Genomic DNA, 15,930 nt, shown 5'->3' with positions numbered 1-15,930 from the left:
ATAAGATAATCAAGTTGCTGCTGAGACAGGAACACAGAAGAACCTTGATAATTAAACAGTGAAACACATCCTCGAAAGTTCTAAAAGTTTTAGTTTTGAACGATCGAAAGATCCTTATTAAATCAGTAAAAGGGATAAATTAGCTAGTTAGTTGATTTTGAACTGGAACAGACTCGCAGCATTTTCTTTTGGAAGATGATGCACATTTTATCAGAGAGTTTGATCCTGGCTCAGGATGAACGCTGGCGGCGTGCTTAACACATGCAAGTCGAGCGGAGGTTTTTTTGGACTTCTTCGGAAAGAAGGAAGGACCTTAGCGGCGGACGGGTGAGTAACGCGTGGGGAACCTGCCCCATACCGGGGGATAACAGCCGGAAACGGCTGCTAATACCGCATAAGCGCACAGCATCGCATGATGCCGTGTGAAAAACTCCGGTGGTATGGGATGGACCCGCGTTGGATTAGCCAGTTGGCAGGGTAACGGCCTACCAAAGCGACGATCCATAGCCGGCCTGAGAGGGCGACCGGCCACATTGGGACTGAGACACGGCCCAAACTCCTACGGGAGGCAGCAGTGGGGAATATTGCACAATGGGCGAAAGCCTGATGCAGCGACGCCGCGTGAGCGAAGAAGTATTTCGGTATGTAAAGCTCTATCAGCAGGGAAGAAAATGACGGTACCTGACTAAGAAGCCCCGGCTAACTACGTGCCAGCAGCCGCGGTAATACGTAGGGGGCAAGCGTTATCCGGATTTACTGGGTGTAAAGGGAGCGTAGACGGCTGTGCAAGTCTGAAGTGAAAGCCCGGGGCTCAACCCCGGGACTGCTTTGGAAACTGTGCAGCTCGAGTACCGGAGGGGTAAGCGGAATTCCTAGTGTAGCGGTGAAATGCGTAGATATTAGGAGGAACACCAGTGGCGAAGGCGGCTTACTGGACGGTAACTGACGTTGAGGCTCGAAAGCGTGGGTAGCAAACAGGATTAGATACCCTGGTAGTCCACGCCGTAAACGATGAATGCTAGGTGTCGGGAAGCAAAGCTTCCCGGTGCCGCCGCAAACGCATTAAGCATTCCACCTGGGGAGTACGTTCGCAAGAATGAAACTCAAAGGAATTGACGGGGACCCGCACAAGCGGTGGAGCATGTGGTTTAATTCGAAGCAACGCGAAGAACCTTACCAAGTCTTGACATCCCCCTGCATGTACCGTAACGGGTACAGTCTTTCGGGACAGGGGAGACAGGTGGTGCATGGTTGTCGTCAGCTCGTGTCGTGAGATGTTGGGTTAAGTCCCGCAACGAGCGCAACCCTTATCCTCAGTAGCCAGCAGGTAGAGCTGGGCACTCTGTGGAGACTGCCAGGGATAACCTGGAGGAAGGTGGGGATGACGTCAAATCATCATGCCCCTTATGATTTGGGCTACACACGTGCTACAATGGCGTAAACAAAGGGAAGCAACGGGGTGACCCCAAGCAAACCCCAAAAATAACGTCTCAGTTCGGATTGTAGTCTGCAACTCGACTACATGAAGCTGGAATCGCTAGTAATCGCGGATCAGAATGCCGCGGTGAATACGTTCCCGGGTCTTGTACACACCGCCCGTCACACCATGGGAGTCGGAAATGCCCGAAGCCTGTGACCCAACCGTAAGGAGGGAGCAGTCGAAGGTGGAGCCGGTAACTGGGGTGAAGTCGTAACAAGGTAGCCGTATCGGAAGGTGCGGCTGGATCACCTCCTTTCTAAGGAAGAATAAGTAGAAGATGTGTTTTGCTGTTTAGTTATCAAGTAATGGGAAAGAAGTAAAAAAAGTCCATAGGCTTGTAAGTATCAAAACTGAATAACTACTGCTGGTGGCGATGCGTTTTGGGGAGACACCCGTACCCATCCCGAACACGATGGTTAAGACCAAAGCGGCCGATGGTACTGCACTGGAGACGGTGTGGGAGAGCAGGTGGCTGCCAGCTTACTGAAAGCAACTTAATGAGTCCGCTAGGACGAATTTAGTGCGAAGTAGTTCGTGAACCTTAACGAGCATAGCGAGTTTAGTTGAACGAACACACCCCTTGAAAGCAACTTAATGAGTCCGTCAGGACAAGTTTTGTGCGCATATCTTGAATATAATTGAGGGCTTATAGCTCAGCCGGTTAGAGCGCACGCCTGATAAGCGTGAGGTCGGTGGTTCGAGTCCACTTAAGCCCAGACATTGAACACTTAACGAACCCGGAGGGTGAGTTTAGTGAGAAAGTTCTTCACGAACCTTAGTGAAACGAAGTTGAACTTAGTTGAGTGAAGTTACCATTTTCGAATAAAATAAAAAAAGATTTTTTGGGGATATAGCTCAGTTGGGAGAGCACCTGCCTTGCAAGCAGGGGGTCGAGAGTTCGAATCTCTTTATCTCCATTCCGGAAAGAAAGCTTTCCGGATTTATGTACCTTGAAAACCGCATACAGATATAATCAATATCCAAGCGTTAATAACGTAAGATAGAGAAAAGACATCCGAGGCATCAGATACGCAAGTAGCTGATGTTACAAACCAAGCAAGAACGATCAAACGATCGATGCTTATAAATGAATCAGAAATGAATCAGTAAACACAAAGAACCAATCCGCACGCTAGCGGAGCGGTGGACTTTAAAAAGGTCAAGCAGTAAGAGCACAGGGTGGATGCCTTGGCACTGAGAGCCGATGAAGGACGCGGTAAGCTGCGAAAAGCTCCGGGGAGGCGCAAACAGCCTTTGATCCGGAGATATCCGAATGGGGAAACCCGCATGAGCAGACCTCATGCATCCATACGCGAATCCATAACGTATGGAAGGGAACCGGGGGAACTGAAACATCTAAGTACCCCGAGGAGAAGAAAGAAAACTCGATTTTCCAAGTAGCGGCGAGCGAACGGGAAAGAGCCCAAACCATGGTGCGTGCACCATGGGGTTAAGGACTGCGAAAAGGTACTTTCTGAGCTAGCCGAATGGTTTTGGGAAAGCCATCCAAAGAGGGTAAAAGACCCGTAGGCGAAAGGAAGGAAAGGCCGGCAGGATCCAGAGTACCACGAGACACGAGAAACCTTGTGGGAAGTCGGGGGGACCACCCCCCAAGGCTAAATACTCCTCAGTGACCGATAGCGCATAGTACTGTGAAGGAAAGGTGAAAAGGACCCCGGGAGGGGAGTGAAAGAGAACCTGAAACCCTGTGTTTACAAACTGTGGAAGTGCCTCAAGTGCACGACCGCGTACTTTTTGTAGAACGGTCCGGCGAGTTGCGGATGCTGGCAAGGTTAAGCATTTCAGATGTGGAGCCGAAGGGAAACCAAGTCTTAAGAGGGCGGAATAGTCAGTATACGCAGACCCGAAACCGGGTGATCTACCCATGTCCAGGTTGAAGCTGCCGTAAAAGGCAATGGAGGACCGAACGCACATCCGTTGAAAAGGGTGGCGATGAGGTGTGGGTAGGGGAGAAATTCCAATCGAACCCGGAGATAGCTGGTTCTCCTCGAAATAGCTTTAGGGCTAGCCTCGTTTTAGATACACGGAGGTAGAGCACTGAATTCCTAAGGGGGCGTCAAAGCTTACCAAGGGATATCAAACTCCGAATGCCGTGGAACCGATGAACGGGAGTCAGACCATACGAGATAAGTTGGATGGTCAAAAGGGAAAGAGCCCAGACCTGCAGCTAAGGTCCCAAAGTGCGTGTTAAGTGGAAAAGGATGTGGGATTTCAAAGACAACCAGGATGTTGGCTCAGAAGCAGCCACACATTCAAAGAGTGCGTAATAGCTCACTGGTCGAGAGGTCCTGCGCCGAAAATGTCCGGGGCTGAAACACGACACCGAAGCTCAGGAATGACTGTAGAGTCATTGGTAGAGGAGCATTGCTGATGCAAAGAAGCAGTACCGGAAGGGGCTGTGGAGCGTCAGGAAGAGAGAATGCCGGAATGAGTAGCGAGAGAGAGGTGAGAATCCTCTCGGCCGAATATCCAAGGTTTCCAGAGTAAAGCTGATCTGCTCTGGGTAAGTCGGGGCCTAAGGCGAGGACGAGAGTCGTAGCCGATGGACAGCAGGTGGAGATTCCTGCACTGCAGTAAGACAGAACTGTGGGGACATATGTGGAAAGCACGGGCGCAGAATGGAAAGCTGCGTGCAAGCGGGGTAGGAGTCCTGTAGGCAAATCCGCAGGACGATCTGAAGACGTGAAGCAGACCGAATCAAAGTAGGGAAGCGTGTGAGCCATGTATCAAGAAAAGCCGCTATTGTTCTTATTGTACCCGTACCGTAAACCGACACAGGTGGATGAGGAGAGAATCCTAAGGCCGGCGGAAGAAGCATTGTTAAGGAACTCGGCAAAATGACCCCGTAACTTCGGGAGAAGGGGTGCCTGTAGAGATACAGGCCGCAGAGAATAGGCTCAAGCAACTGTTTAGCAAAAACACAGGTCTATGCGAAACCGAAAGGTGAAGTATATGGGCTGACGCCTGCCCGGTGCTGGAAGGTTAAGAGGAGAGGTAAGCCGCAAGGCGAAGCTTTGAATTTAAGCCCCAGTAAACGGCGGCCGTAACTATAACGGTCCTAAGGTAGCGAAATTCCTTGTCGGGTAAGTTCCGACCCGCACGAAAGGCGTAATGATTTGAGCGCTGTCTCAACAATGCATCCGGTGAAATTGAAGTACCAGTGAAGATGCTGGTTACCTGCGCCAGGACGGAAAGACCCCATGGAGCTTTACTCCAGTTTGGTACTGGGATCCGGTATTGCATGTACAGGATAGGTGGGAGGCAGAGAAAGAAGGACGCCAGTCCTTTTGGAGCCAATGTTGGGATACCACCCCTGCAGTGCTGGGTTTCTAACCAGAGGCCGTGAACCGGTCATGGGACAATGCCAGACGGGGAGTTTGACTGGGGCGGTCGCCTCCGAAAGAGTATCGGAGGCGCTCAAAGGTTCCCTCAGAATGGTCGGAAACCATTCGAAGAGCGCAAAGGCAGAAGGGAGCTTGACTGCGACACCGACGGGTGGAGCAGGTACGAAAGTAGGACTTAGTGATCCGGTGGTATAAAGTGGGATTGCCATCGCTCAACGGATAAAAGCTACCCTGGGGATAACAGGCTTATCACTCCCAAGAGTTCACATCGACGGAGTGGTTTGGCACCTCGATGTCGGCTCATCGCATCCTGGGGCTGTAGTAGGTCCCAAGGGTTGGGCTGTTCGCCCATTAAAGCGGTACGCGAGCTGGGTTCAGAACGTCGTGAGACAGTTCGGTCCCTATCCGGCGTGGGCGCAGGATATCTGAGAGGAGCTGTCCTTAGTACGAGAGGACCGGGATGGACCGGCCGCTGGTGTATCTGTTGAGCCGCCAGGCTCATGGCAGAGTAGCCAAGCCGGGAAGGGATAAACGCTGAAGGCATCTAAGCGTGAAGCCCCCCTCAAGATGAGATATCCCATTCGAAAGAAGTAAGACCCCTTGAAGACGACGAGGTAGATAGGGCAGAGGTGGAAGTACAGCAATGTATGGAGCTGACTGTTACTAATCGGTCGAGGGCTTGACCTAAGCACTTGATGGATGCAAGTCGCAGACGCACCAGGATTCAGCCAGCTAAATCAGACAGGCGAGACAGACGTTGAGCCGGAACTGAAGAAGCGGCAAAGCAATCATTAAGTGAGGTCCGGTGTTTACAAAAGGTGGAAAAGATGTGATAATCTGTATGCGGTTTTGAAGGTACATACTGTAGGGGATTGGTCAAGTGGTATGACAGAAGTCTCCAAAACTTTTAGTGGGGGTTCGATTCCCTCATCCCCTGTTACCTATAAAGTCCAAAAATGTTGAATATTTAACATTTTTGGACTTTATTTATTAGAATTTTCATTTAATGTTATAATGATTTCAGAAATATGTCTATTATTCTTTTAACCATCTAATTATTTTTTCCATATTCTTTTACTGTCTCTATCATCGCCTCTACATTTTCCGGTTTTGCATAATCCATGCCACACGAGGTTTCAAAAATAAATCCGCCGCCTCCACTGCAACCATCAATTAAACGCTTTACCTTATCAATGCCCTCTTTCTTCGTGCCATAATCGAGAAGATATACCGGAAATCCCCAAGCAATACAAGCGGAATCACCAAGAATTTTCTTTGCCTGAATCATATCCACATCCTCAAAATGATAGATAACCTTTCCTTTTGGGACCTCTTTTAAGCATTCAAGACGTGTATTGTATTTTCCTTCTGTATAAATATAGGGAACCATACCTGCGTCAATGATTGTACAAATGAATGATCAGAATTATCAGCTTCATTTCAAAGGATTGGCATTTTTCATTCACTATGAGATTCTATCTTGCTGAATTAGGTTTGAAAAACTGACATTATATTATCACCTCCATTTTAAGCATGAACAATTGCTGTAATCAACAACAAAATAATCAAATTATAATTACATTATATTATCTCATTTGTGTATATAAAACAGTATGAAGATACAATTGATTTTTCAAATTTTAAGTATTTATTTGTACTAATAATACAAATTATCACTACAATTTTAGCAATGTTTTTTTGTGCTGGATTTTGCATGACTCTTCTTTGTAAAAATGGTAATGTTTAAACATCTGGAATGTATAAAATCTAAGACGATTCAGTCTCAATTCCCGATACTTATAACTGAACATGATTTCCGGGAAGCTGAAAATAGTCAATTGAAATCCTTGCCGTTTCTTGTTATACTTAAGAAACACGATGACTGTCATGGCCCCGAGAGAGAGGAGGCCTTATGGCAGAAGAAAAAATCGAAAAATACTTTATGGACAGTTTTGCAGACGGAGAGGAGCTCTTATCCATGGAAGCAAAGTATGTAGAGGTGCTGAGGGCGCTGTTTAAAGAGTTTAGCAGTGACCTGCACATAGAACTGGATCAGAAATTCGGAGTGATAGACCGGAGATTTGATCAGATGGATCAAAGGCTCGACCAGATGGACCAAAGATTTGATCAGATGGATCAAAGGCTCGGCCAGATGGACCAAAAATTTGATGATAAGTTTGAGACTCTTAATCAGAAAATAGACAGGCGAAGCGAATTTTTGCTTAATGAGATTGTACGGAATAGTTCTTGTTGAAAATAATTTAGTCCTTGATAAGTGAAGAATCTCCCAGTAAAAAGTCTTAAGAAATGCTTGAAATCAACATTTCTTAAGACTTTTCCTATCTGTGAGCACACATGAGCATAAATGCTACTTTTTTCCGCTTATTGCATTGATAATTGCAAGAAGGACAACTGCTCCCAGAACTGATACAAGCAAACTCCATATATTAAATCCGGTTATGCCTGATCCACCGAAGATACTCATAATAAATCCACCAATCAGGCCGCCTATAATTCCAACTATAATATTGGCCAGAGCACCCATATTTTTATTCCGGCCGGTTATCATGCTGGCAATCCATCCTGCCAACGCACCAATAATAATCCAACTGATGAGTCCCATAAGAACACCTCCATCCTAATTTTTATCTTTATTCTTTAATTCATCCAGTTTTTTATCCAGCTGATCCAGCATATCATTTGCTTTTTCAGCTATTTTTTCCTTCAAATTACTGCCTTCTTCAGAACCCATTTCAGACAGCTTTCCTGTAATCTTCTCTAATTTCCCCTCTAACTCCAACTTTTCAGAATCCGTTATTTTGCCAGCTGTTTCTTTGATTTTCCCCTTTATCTGGTCCAACTTTCTTTCAATATCGTTATTCATAGTAAAAACCTCCTTTGTCAGATTTGGATTTAAAGTTTATTCCTATATGAGTTTGCATACTTTTATTCTATAATATTCAGAAAAAATGTCAAGAAAAAAATAATTATTTGAATTCTATAAAATCTTTATACAAAAAATTCTTACCGTAGTATTGGGAAAATCGACAAAAATAAGTTATTTATCCAATATCGTTAGAAATTTCCTTGAATCTATGTTAGAATAGAGATAAGTGGTGAAAGGAAGGTGAAAATTACATTAAATTACATGTATATTCAGGTAATTAAACTGTTCCCTATTATTTTCGGGTAATCGTGAGTTGTAACATAGAGATACAATGCATAAGGGCTGACCTTTGACAAACGGGTCAGCTTTTATGTATAGGCAAAGGGGTTCCCCTTTAGTGCTATGTTAAGCCGGGATAAACATGGTAACTGTAACTTTGTGATTGAGTTTGAGTATAGGAGTGAATAAAATGTTTAAAGTAGGAGAATATATAATATGTGGAAGCAACGGACTATGTCAGGTTGAGAGTATTGGCCCGATGAAAATTCCGGGAATCCCAAAAGATAGGATGTTCTATACCTTAACACCAGTTTTTTCGGGATGCAGTACGGTTTATACTCCGACGGACAATCAGAAGATGGTTATGCGGCCAGTGCTTTCCCGGGAGGATGCATGGAAACTGATAGAAGACATAGCGGATATCGGGATCTTTACCGACAAAGACGGTAAGCGTAGGGAAGAGGTCTTTAAGGATGCACTGAAAACCTGTGATTGCAGGAATTGGGTTAAAATAATTAATACACTATATTTGAAAAAGCGGTCCAGAATTGCTCTGGGAAAGAAGGAAATTACCAGTGATGAGAAGTATTTGCAGATAGCTGAGGAAAATCTATATGGAGAGTTATCTATTCCGCTTGAAATGCCAAAGGAGAAGGTAGAGCAGTTGTTTAGTGAAAGAATTGAATCCTTCATAGAACAGGAGATTATTAACTGATTCACATAAAAAACAACGGCGGAATCTTTTGCAAAGGAAGTTTTAAATTTCGAAAGAGCTTGAGGGAAAAGATTGTGATAGAGATGAAAGAACAGATTGAGCAGCTGGTTCAAATTGCCGGTCATAATCATCAAATTCTGGAAAGCAGTGATGTGGAACGGGTTTTTGGAAGGCAGCTCACTCAGGAAGAGTTGGAGTCACTCAACTCTCATTTGAAAAAACGGGGGATAGCAGTACTGGAAATAGATGACCAGATTGAGAAGCTCACATTAAGTGAGGTTTCCCTGGCAGAGAACGACCAAGATGAATCTATGATGCCGTTGGATGATTCGGTTAAGGCATATCTGAAAGAAATTGGGAACATTCCACTCTTATCCAGAGAGGAAGAACTGGAATTGGCAGTACGAATAGAAGCAGGTGACGTGATGGCCCGTGAAAAGATGATTAATGCAAACCTGCGCCTGGTAGTTACGGTCGCTAAACGACATGTGTATGGCAGTAATATGGGATTTCTTGATTTAATTCAGGAAGGCAATATAGGTCTTATGAAGGCAGTGGAAAAGTACGATTACCATAAGGGATATAAATTCAGCACCTATGCCATGTGGTGGATTCGTCAGGCCGTAACGAGGGCAATTGCGGATCAGTCACGCACTATAAGAATCCCGGTTCATATGAAAGAAATGATGGGTAAAGTTACAAAAGCATCCAGAAGATTCCTGTTAGATATGGGAAGAGAGCCCACGGTGGAAGAACTGGCCGGAATCATGGGAGTTTCCATGGAGCGCATGGAGGAAATCATAAAACTATATGGTGATACAATTTCTCTGGACACTCCAATAGGAGATGATGAGGATTGTATGCTTCAGGACTTTGTGGCCGATGACAATATGACGGAACAGTTTTCAAATGTCGAACATGTTATGCTGGGAAATGAACTGGATGAAGTGCTTTCTGGATTGACGGAACGGGAGCAGCGTATCATAAGGCTCAGATTTGGGTTTGTAGATGGCCGAATATGGACATTGGAGCAAGTGGGACAGGAATATCATGTGACACGGGAACGCATCAGGCAAATAGAAGTAAAGGCACTTCATCGCTTAAAACACCGTAAGGATATTATAAACTTAAAATCATATCTGGAGGCCTGACGAAAAACCCCGGCGGGTTCTGCTCTGTATGAATTGCTCAGAGACAGAATCCGCCGAAGTTTTGTCCGGTTTATCAAATGCCCTTGCTAGCATTAAATTTATTACAGAAGGAAAATCAGATAATATGAATACTTCAGAAGAATTAAAAAATTTACTAATCAGAATTGACCATAAGAGTTATCCGGCTTACAAGGATACGAAAGGATTCTACCAATTTAACGGGTTTGTACTTTCTATTGACCATATCCAGGGAGATCCCTTTGCCTCGCCCTCTAAAGTGAGCATCCAGGTCAAAGGAAGTACAGCGGCTTTCCCCGGGAAGCTATACGATAGAGAATACAAGAGAATTGCATTACAGGATTATCTTATCCGTCAATTCTCCCGACTGGTAGAGGGGTTCGCATTTAAAGCAAAAGGTTCCGGAAAAAGTGGAATTCTGTCCGTCAGTCGGTGTGGACAGGAAGTTCTGGAACGGAGCAGCTGTCAGATAAATCCCGGAAATGGAGATCTTGTACTTAGAATGGAGATAGGATTTCCAGCCAATGGGCGGACAATCAATGCAAGGGAACTCATAAGGATTTTCTTTGATTTTCTTCCGATATGCGTAAACAAATCTCTATATTACAAATCTCTGGACAGCAGAATTGTACAACAGGTGGTCTGGCTTGCTGAGGATCAGCAATACATCAGGGAACAACTCCCCAAACTGGGCCTGGCTGCTTTTGTGGCCAATGGAGCGGTACTGCCCAGAGAATCGGGTGTCTCACAAAGACCTATGAAACATGCGGTGAAATTTCAATCCCCGAAGTCCATGGAAATTTTCCTGAATCTGCCTAACAGGGGCCACATAAGTGGAATGGGGCTGAAAAAAGGAATTAATTTGATTGTGGGAGGCGGCTATCACGGAAAATCCACACTGTTGAAAGCCCTTGAACGAGGCGTCTACAACCATATCTCCGGTGATGGAAGAGAATACGTGATAACGGATGATACAGCGGTGAAAATCAGATCAGAAGATGGACGCAGTATAAAGCATGTGGACATTTCCATGTTCATCAGCGATCTTCCAAGTGGAAAGAATACCAAATCTTTCTGTACTGTGGATGCCAGCGGAAGTACATCGCAGGCCGCTAACGTGGTTGAAAGTATCGAGGCAGGCTGTGGACTGTTTTTGATAGATGAGGATACCAGTGCCACAAATTTCATGATTCGGGATGAACTCATGCAGAGGGTGGTACATCGTGAGGTGGAACCAATCACTCCTTTTATTGACCGGATACAGGAATTATATGAGACATATGGTGTTTCATCGATCATTGTAGCAGGCAGCTCCGGTTCCTACTTTCATAAGGCAAGTTGTATTTTGCAGATGGAGCACTATATACCACATAACATTACTGCTTTTGCCAAAAAAGAGGCTGAGAGTTTTCCGATACTGACTGATCCGGCCCCCGAATGCGGCAAACCTGAATACCGGCGCTATCCTATGCCAGACCGTTCATTTAAGGCAAATGACAGAATAAAGATTAAAATAACAGGCACCGATTCCATCACTATAGACCGGGACACTGTAGACCTTCGATATGTGGAACAGCTGACGGATGTGGAACAACTCAACACATTGGGATATATGCTGAAATATGCGCAAATGAATTTATTTGATGGGAAAAAGAGTCTGCAGGACGTTGTGCAAATCCTTTTGGAGCACATGAATCAAAAAGGATTGGGGGTATTCTGCAAAAGCAGTTATCTACCCTTAAATCTTGCAAGGCCAAGAAAACAGGAGATATTTTCCTGCTTTAATCGTTATCGTGCTCTTCATATGTAAACGTAAACAATAAAAGAACCTGGCATCATCCTTTTGACAGGAATGATGCCAGGACAGAAAAACCGTATTCGCAATCATTTTTATTCCCCGCCGGGTCCATCTCTCCTGGGACGTTCTGATTTTGGAAGAGGCTGTACATTTGGAACTTCCATGCCATGCTTACTTTTCTGAGGCAAATCAATTTCGGGGATATTTCCATCATCATAGGTATTTTTCTCAGGAAAATCACCAATATAATTTTTATCCATGGTATTACCTGCCTTTCTACTATGCTTTATTTTTTTGCATCCGTATAGATTAGAGTTTCCATTTGGAATATAATTATGTATATTTAATTAAATTTTAGATAATGAAAAACTTGAAAAAAGAACAAATGTTTGGTAAAGTAATACAAGGAGGTTGGATGGATGGAACAGATGTTTTTATTTGATAATCGAGAAGAAACCAGTCCGCTGGCCAGCAGGCTCCGGCCGAAATCGTTGAATGAATTTGTGGGACAGAAGCATCTTCTTGGAGAAGGCAGGATGCTGCGCATGCTGATAGAAAAGGATCAGATCTCCTCTATGATTTTCTGGGGTCCTCCGGGGGTCGGGAAAACCACATTGGCCAGGATTATCGCAGGCCGGACAAAAGCTGATTTTATAGATTTCAGTGCGGTTACAAGTGGTATCCGTGAGGTAAAGGAAGTGATGGAAAAAGCGGAAGAAAGCCGTCATATGGGAGTGAAGACGGTAGTCTTTGTAGACGAAATTCACCGATTTAACAAAGCTCAGCAAGATGTTTTTTTACCCTATGTTGAGAAGGGAAGTATCGTTTTGATAGGAGCCACTACAGAGAATCCTTCTTTTGAGATCAATGCCGCACTCTTGTCAAGGTGCAAGGTTTTTGTACTTAAAGCTTTGAAAGAAGAGGAATTAACAAAACTGCTTGATCATGCACTTAATGATGCAAAGGGATATGGAAATCAGAAAATAGGGATTACCGGGCAGCAGCTGTTTGCGATTGCAAGGTTCTCTGATGGGGATGCCAGGGTTGCATTGAATACGCTGGAGATGGCTATATTGAATGGAGAAATTGATGCGGAGCAGATTACAGTTACCAATGGTGTACTGGAGCAATGCATTACCAGGAAGTCTTTGTTATATGATAAAAAGGGAGAGGAACACTATAATCTTATTTCGGCTTTACACAAGTCTATGCGTAACAGTGACCCTGATGCTGCAATTTACTGGATGACAAGGATGCTTGAAGGGGGAGAAGACCCTCTGTACATTGCAAGACGGTTAATCCGTTTCGCCAGTGAAGATATAGGTATGGCAGACAGTCAGGCACTTCAGGTTGCGGTGGCAGCTTATCAGGCATGTCATTTTAATGGTATGCCGGAATGTGACGTGAATCTTACCCACGCAGTTACCTATTTGGCTATGGCCCCAAAGTCCAATGCTTTGTATCGGGCCTGCGAAGAAAGTAAGGGTGATATAAGAAACTGTCCGGCGGAACCTGTCCCTCTTACATTACGCAACGCACCGACCGGTTTGATGAAGGAACTTCACTATGGGGAAGGGTATCAATATGCGCATGATGCAGAAGAAAGGCTGACCAGGATGCAGTGTATGCCGGATTCTTTAGCGGACAGAAGATATTACATTCCGACCCGGCAGGGACAGGAGGAACAGGTTTATAAAAGATTAAAAGAGGTCAGAGAGTGGAAAGAGAAAAAAGAAAATACTTTATAAAAAGTTCATTGTTTTTTCAACACATTTATGACAAAATACGGTATACTATAGCTGTGTGAAAATACAAGAGTAGCATATCGTATTACACTAGTGGGGTTAGGAGAGGAACTTATGAATATTTTATTTTTCATCACACCGAAGAGCGAGGTGGCATATATCAATGAGGAGTTTACCTTAAGGCAAACCATAGAAAAGATGGAATTCCACAGATATACAGCCATTCCACTGTTAAACCATAGAGGAATGTATATTGGGACAATCACAGAAGGCGATATATTGCGCTGCATTAAGGAAAGATGTGATTTGAATCTCCATGATGCAGAAGATATTCCAATTGTAGAGGTAAAGCGCCGCTGGCATTACGAATCAGTGAATATCAACTGCAATATAGAAGATCTGGTGACTGTCTCTATGAAGCAGAACTTTGTTCCGGTGGTAGATGATGAAGGAGTTTTTATTGGAATTATCAGAAGAAAGGATATCATACAGTATTGTTATGAAAAGTCGGGATTAAAGGATGCAGAACGGAAAAAATCCCGGGAAATTGTGAATGTATAACATATTGCTTCCGGTAACGATACAGTTACATACGAAGTCTGGGAACCGCGATACCGGCTCTATGCCCCGGTCATCACGGTTACCCGGGCTGTTCACTTTCTCTGTTGAAATTTAGAAACAGCCGTGATATTATGATACCAGCATGTTTATATGAGGTGGAATGTATGATAAAAATAGCAGATTTAATTACGGAGGAGATGCAGCAGGCGTTTAGGAAGGCCGGTTATGAAACCTCCTATGGAAGAATCAGTCTGTCAAATCGTCCGGATTTATGTGAATATCAATGTAACGGAGCCATGGCTGCTGCAAAGGCATATAAAAAGGCTCCGTTTATAATTGCAAATGATGTGACGGTCCAGTTGGAAGATTCAGAGATTTTGGAAGAGGTATCGGTTGTGAGTCCCGGGTTTATTAATCTGAAGGTAAATCGGGAATTCCTGGCTGCATATCTGAATCGAATACAGCAGGATGAATACCTTTCTATAGAAAAGGTAAAGGAGCCCAGGACTGTTATGATCGATTACGGTGGACCTAATGTGGCAAAACCCCTGCATGTGGGTCATCTGCGGTCGGCAATTATTGGAGAAAGCTTAAAGCGCATTGGACGCTATATGGGTGACAAGGTGATTGGAGATGTACATCTTGGGGACTGGGGTCTGCAGATGGGGCTGATCATCACTGAATTGAAAGAACTCCAGCCGGAATTAGTCTATTTTGATTCAGACTATATAGGAGAATACCCTGAAGAGGCGCCATTTACAATAGGAGAGCTGGAGCAGATATATCCTGCCGCCAGTGCAAAATCCAAAGAAGACGAAGCTTTTAAAGAGAAGGCAATGGAGGCTACACATCAGCTTCAACAGGGAAACAGAGGATATATAGCTCTCTGGAACCACATTATGAATGTATCGGTTACGGATTTGAAGCGTAATTATAAGAAACTGGATGTGGAATTTGATTTGTGGAAAAAAGAATCCGATGCTCAGCCTTATATTCCCGATATGGTGCAGTATATGAAAGACAAAGGTTATGCACATCTGGATCAAGGGGCTCTGGTAGTGGATGTAAAGGAAGAAGACGACACAAAAGAGATTCCGCCCTGCATGATTTTGAAATCCGATGGTGCATCCCTGTATAATACTACGGATCTTGCTACAATTGTGGAGCGGATGAAGCTTTTCCAGCCGGATGAAATTATTTATGTAGTTGACAAGCGTCAGGAACTGTATTTTACTCAGGTATTTCGCTGTGCGAGAAAGACAAAGCTGATAGATGAAGAAACAAAGTTAACCTTTCAGGGATTTGGAACTATGAATGGTAAGGATGGAAAGCCTTTTAAGACCCGTGAGGGTGGTGTTATGCGGCTGGAAACATTGATTCATGAAATTAATGAAGAGATGTATAAAAAAATTGTAGACAACCGTAGTGTCAAGGATAAGGATGCAAGAAAAACTGCGGAAATCGTTGGTTTATCAGCTATTAAATATGGAGATTTATCCAATCAGGCTTCGAAAGACTATGTTTTTGATATAGACAGATTCACATCCTTTGAAGGCAATACCGGACCATATATTCTTTATACCACTGTTAGAATTAAATCGATTCTGAACCGTTATGCAGAAGAAGGCGGCAAGCTTCAAAAAGGCAATATTCAATCAGCGGTCAGTGAAAGTGAAAAAGCTCTGATGTTGGAGGCTGCCAAATTCAACACTGTTGTGGAAACAGCATATGAAGAAAAGGCACCACATAAAATTTGCTCATATGTCTATGATTTTGCCAATGCATTTAACCGTTTTTATCATGAAACGAAGATCTTAAGTGAAGATAATGAGGAGCAGAAGGAATCCTGGATCTCGCTTCTGAATCTGGTACGTGAAATACTTGAAACCTGTATTGATATGTTAGGATTTTCTGCACCAGAAAGAATGTAA

Annotated in this window: 11 protein-coding genes, 3 tRNA genes and 3 rRNA genes; 13 read left to right on the top strand and 4 right to left on the bottom strand. The window is 44.1% G+C overall.

Annotation, left to right across the window (positions count from 1 at the left end):
• Positions 1-207: 207 nt before the first annotated feature.
• The 6 genes from KNL20_RS08885 to KNL20_RS08860 all read left to right on the top strand — a co-directional run bounded on the left by KNL20_RS08885 (position 208) and on the right by KNL20_RS08860 (position 5,782).
• Positions 208-1,736 (top strand): 16S ribosomal RNA (locus KNL20_RS08885).
• A 107-nt stretch (positions 1,737-1,843) separates the two neighbouring features.
• Positions 1,844-1,961, top strand: a 5S ribosomal RNA gene (gene rrf / locus KNL20_RS08880).
• A gap of 161 nt (positions 1,962-2,122) precedes the next feature.
• Positions 2,123-2,196, top strand: a tRNA-Ile gene (locus tag KNL20_RS08875).
• A gap of 128 nt (positions 2,197-2,324) precedes the next feature.
• A tRNA-Ala gene (locus KNL20_RS08870) sits at positions 2,325-2,397 on the top strand.
• Between the two features lie 239 nt (positions 2,398-2,636).
• Positions 2,637-5,533: ribosomal RNA gene (locus tag KNL20_RS08865) — 23S ribosomal RNA — on the top strand.
• Together the 16S, 23S and 5S rRNA genes with 3 tRNA genes alongside form the textbook arrangement of a ribosomal RNA operon.
• Positions 5,534-5,711: 178 nt before the next feature.
• A tRNA-Trp gene (locus tag KNL20_RS08860) sits at positions 5,712-5,782 on the top strand.
• A gap of 114 nt (positions 5,783-5,896) precedes the next feature.
• Here the strand turns inward: KNL20_RS08860 and KNL20_RS08855 are convergent.
• A complete protein-coding gene (locus KNL20_RS08855; RefSeq protein ID WP_230397421.1) occupies positions 5,897-6,235 on the bottom strand; it encodes a uroporphyrinogen decarboxylase family protein in 339 nt (112 codons plus the stop codon).
• Positions 6,236-6,757: 522 nt separating this feature from the next.
• Between KNL20_RS08855 and KNL20_RS08850 the strand changes: the two genes are divergently transcribed.
• Positions 6,758-7,099 (top strand): hypothetical protein, encoded by a 342-nt coding sequence (locus tag KNL20_RS08850; RefSeq protein ID WP_230397420.1) that lies wholly within the window; start codon positions 6,758-6,760, stop codon positions 7,097-7,099.
• Positions 7,100-7,213: 114 nt separating this feature from the next.
• Here the strand turns inward: KNL20_RS08850 and KNL20_RS08845 are convergent, their stop codons facing one another.
• A complete protein-coding gene (locus KNL20_RS08845; protein WP_230397419.1) occupies positions 7,214-7,468 on the bottom strand; it encodes a GlsB/YeaQ/YmgE family stress response membrane protein in 255 nt (84 codons plus the stop codon).
• Positions 7,469-7,483: 15 nt separating this feature from the next.
• Positions 7,484-7,729 (bottom strand): CsbD family protein, encoded by a 246-nt coding sequence (locus KNL20_RS08840; protein ID WP_230397418.1) that lies wholly within the window; start codon positions 7,727-7,729, stop codon positions 7,484-7,486.
• 472 nt (positions 7,730-8,201) lie between these two features.
• Here KNL20_RS08840 and KNL20_RS08835 point away from each other — a divergent pair, with 472 nt between their 5' ends.
• The 3 genes from KNL20_RS08835 (at position 8,202) to KNL20_RS08825 (ending at position 11,705) form a co-directional block, all read left to right on the top strand.
• Positions 8,202-8,726: a CarD family transcriptional regulator gene (locus KNL20_RS08835; RefSeq protein WP_230397417.1), complete on the top strand. Its 525-nt coding sequence runs from the start codon at positions 8,202-8,204 to the stop codon at positions 8,724-8,726.
• A gap of 83 nt (positions 8,727-8,809) precedes the next feature.
• Positions 8,810-9,877, top strand: a complete 1,068-nt coding sequence (locus KNL20_RS08830; RefSeq protein ID WP_230400076.1) for a sigma-70 family RNA polymerase sigma factor — start codon at positions 8,810-8,812, stop codon at positions 9,875-9,877.
• A 124-nt stretch (positions 9,878-10,001) separates the two neighbouring features.
• Positions 10,002-11,705, top strand: coding sequence for an ABC-ATPase domain-containing protein (locus KNL20_RS08825; RefSeq protein WP_230400075.1), 1,704 nt, complete (start codon positions 10,002-10,004; stop codon positions 11,703-11,705).
• Between the two features lie 80 nt (positions 11,706-11,785).
• Here KNL20_RS08825 and KNL20_RS08820 read toward each other — a convergent pair whose 3' ends face one another.
• Positions 11,786-11,953: a hypothetical protein gene (locus KNL20_RS08820; protein ID WP_230397416.1), complete on the bottom strand. Its 168-nt coding sequence runs from the start codon at positions 11,951-11,953 to the stop codon at positions 11,786-11,788.
• Positions 11,954-12,112: 159 nt separating this feature from the next.
• Between KNL20_RS08820 and KNL20_RS08815 the strand changes: the two genes are divergently transcribed.
• From KNL20_RS08815 to argS, 3 genes are all read left to right on the top strand, one after another.
• On the top strand, positions 12,113-13,441 hold the full coding sequence (locus KNL20_RS08815) for a replication-associated recombination protein A (RefSeq protein WP_230397415.1): 1,329 nt from the start codon (positions 12,113-12,115) through the stop codon (positions 13,439-13,441).
• A gap of 111 nt (positions 13,442-13,552) precedes the next feature.
• Complete coding sequence (locus KNL20_RS08810) at positions 13,553-13,999, top strand: CBS domain-containing protein (protein ID WP_230397414.1); 447 nt, start codon at positions 13,553-13,555, stop codon at positions 13,997-13,999.
• A 164-nt stretch (positions 14,000-14,163) separates the two neighbouring features.
• Positions 14,164-15,930, top strand: coding sequence for an arginine--tRNA ligase (gene argS / locus KNL20_RS08805; RefSeq protein ID WP_230397413.1), 1,767 nt, complete (start codon positions 14,164-14,166; stop codon positions 15,928-15,930).

The sequence above is a fragment of the Novisyntrophococcus fermenticellae genome (assembly GCF_018866245.1).
GTDB lineage: Bacteria > Bacillota > Clostridia > Lachnospirales > Lachnospiraceae > Novisyntrophococcus > Novisyntrophococcus fermenticellae.
The sequence above is the reverse complement of the archived record's forward strand: the minus strand, read 5'-3'. Positions and strand labels throughout refer to the sequence as shown.

What these genes read in the sequence shown, in the direction of transcription:
- KNL20_RS08855 (WP_230397421.1), bottom strand. Translation starts at nt 6,235, where the DNA reads ATGGTTCCCTATATTTATACAGAAGGAAAATACAATACACGTCTTGAA.
- KNL20_RS08850 (WP_230397420.1), top strand. Translation starts at nt 6,758, where the DNA reads ATGGCAGAAGAAAAAATCGAAAAATACTTTATGGACAGTTTTGCAGAC.
- KNL20_RS08845 (WP_230397419.1), bottom strand. Translation starts at nt 7,468, where the DNA reads ATGGGACTCATCAGTTGGATTATTATTGGTGCGTTGGCAGGATGGATT.
- KNL20_RS08840 (WP_230397418.1), bottom strand. Translation starts at nt 7,729, where the DNA reads ATGAATAACGATATTGAAAGAAAGTTGGACCAGATAAAGGGGAAAATC.
- KNL20_RS08835 (WP_230397417.1), top strand. Translation starts at nt 8,202, where the DNA reads ATGTTTAAAGTAGGAGAATATATAATATGTGGAAGCAACGGACTATGT.
- KNL20_RS08830 (WP_230400076.1), top strand. Translation starts at nt 8,810, where the DNA reads ATGAAAGAACAGATTGAGCAGCTGGTTCAAATTGCCGGTCATAATCAT.
- KNL20_RS08825 (WP_230400075.1), top strand. Translation starts at nt 10,002, where the DNA reads ATGAATACTTCAGAAGAATTAAAAAATTTACTAATCAGAATTGACCAT.
- KNL20_RS08820 (WP_230397416.1), bottom strand. Translation starts at nt 11,953, where the DNA reads ATGGATAAAAATTATATTGGTGATTTTCCTGAGAAAAATACCTATGAT.
- KNL20_RS08815 (WP_230397415.1), top strand. Translation starts at nt 12,113, where the DNA reads ATGGAACAGATGTTTTTATTTGATAATCGAGAAGAAACCAGTCCGCTG.
- KNL20_RS08810 (WP_230397414.1), top strand. Translation starts at nt 13,553, where the DNA reads ATGAATATTTTATTTTTCATCACACCGAAGAGCGAGGTGGCATATATC.
- argS (WP_230397413.1), top strand. Translation starts at nt 14,164, where the DNA reads ATGATAAAAATAGCAGATTTAATTACGGAGGAGATGCAGCAGGCGTTT.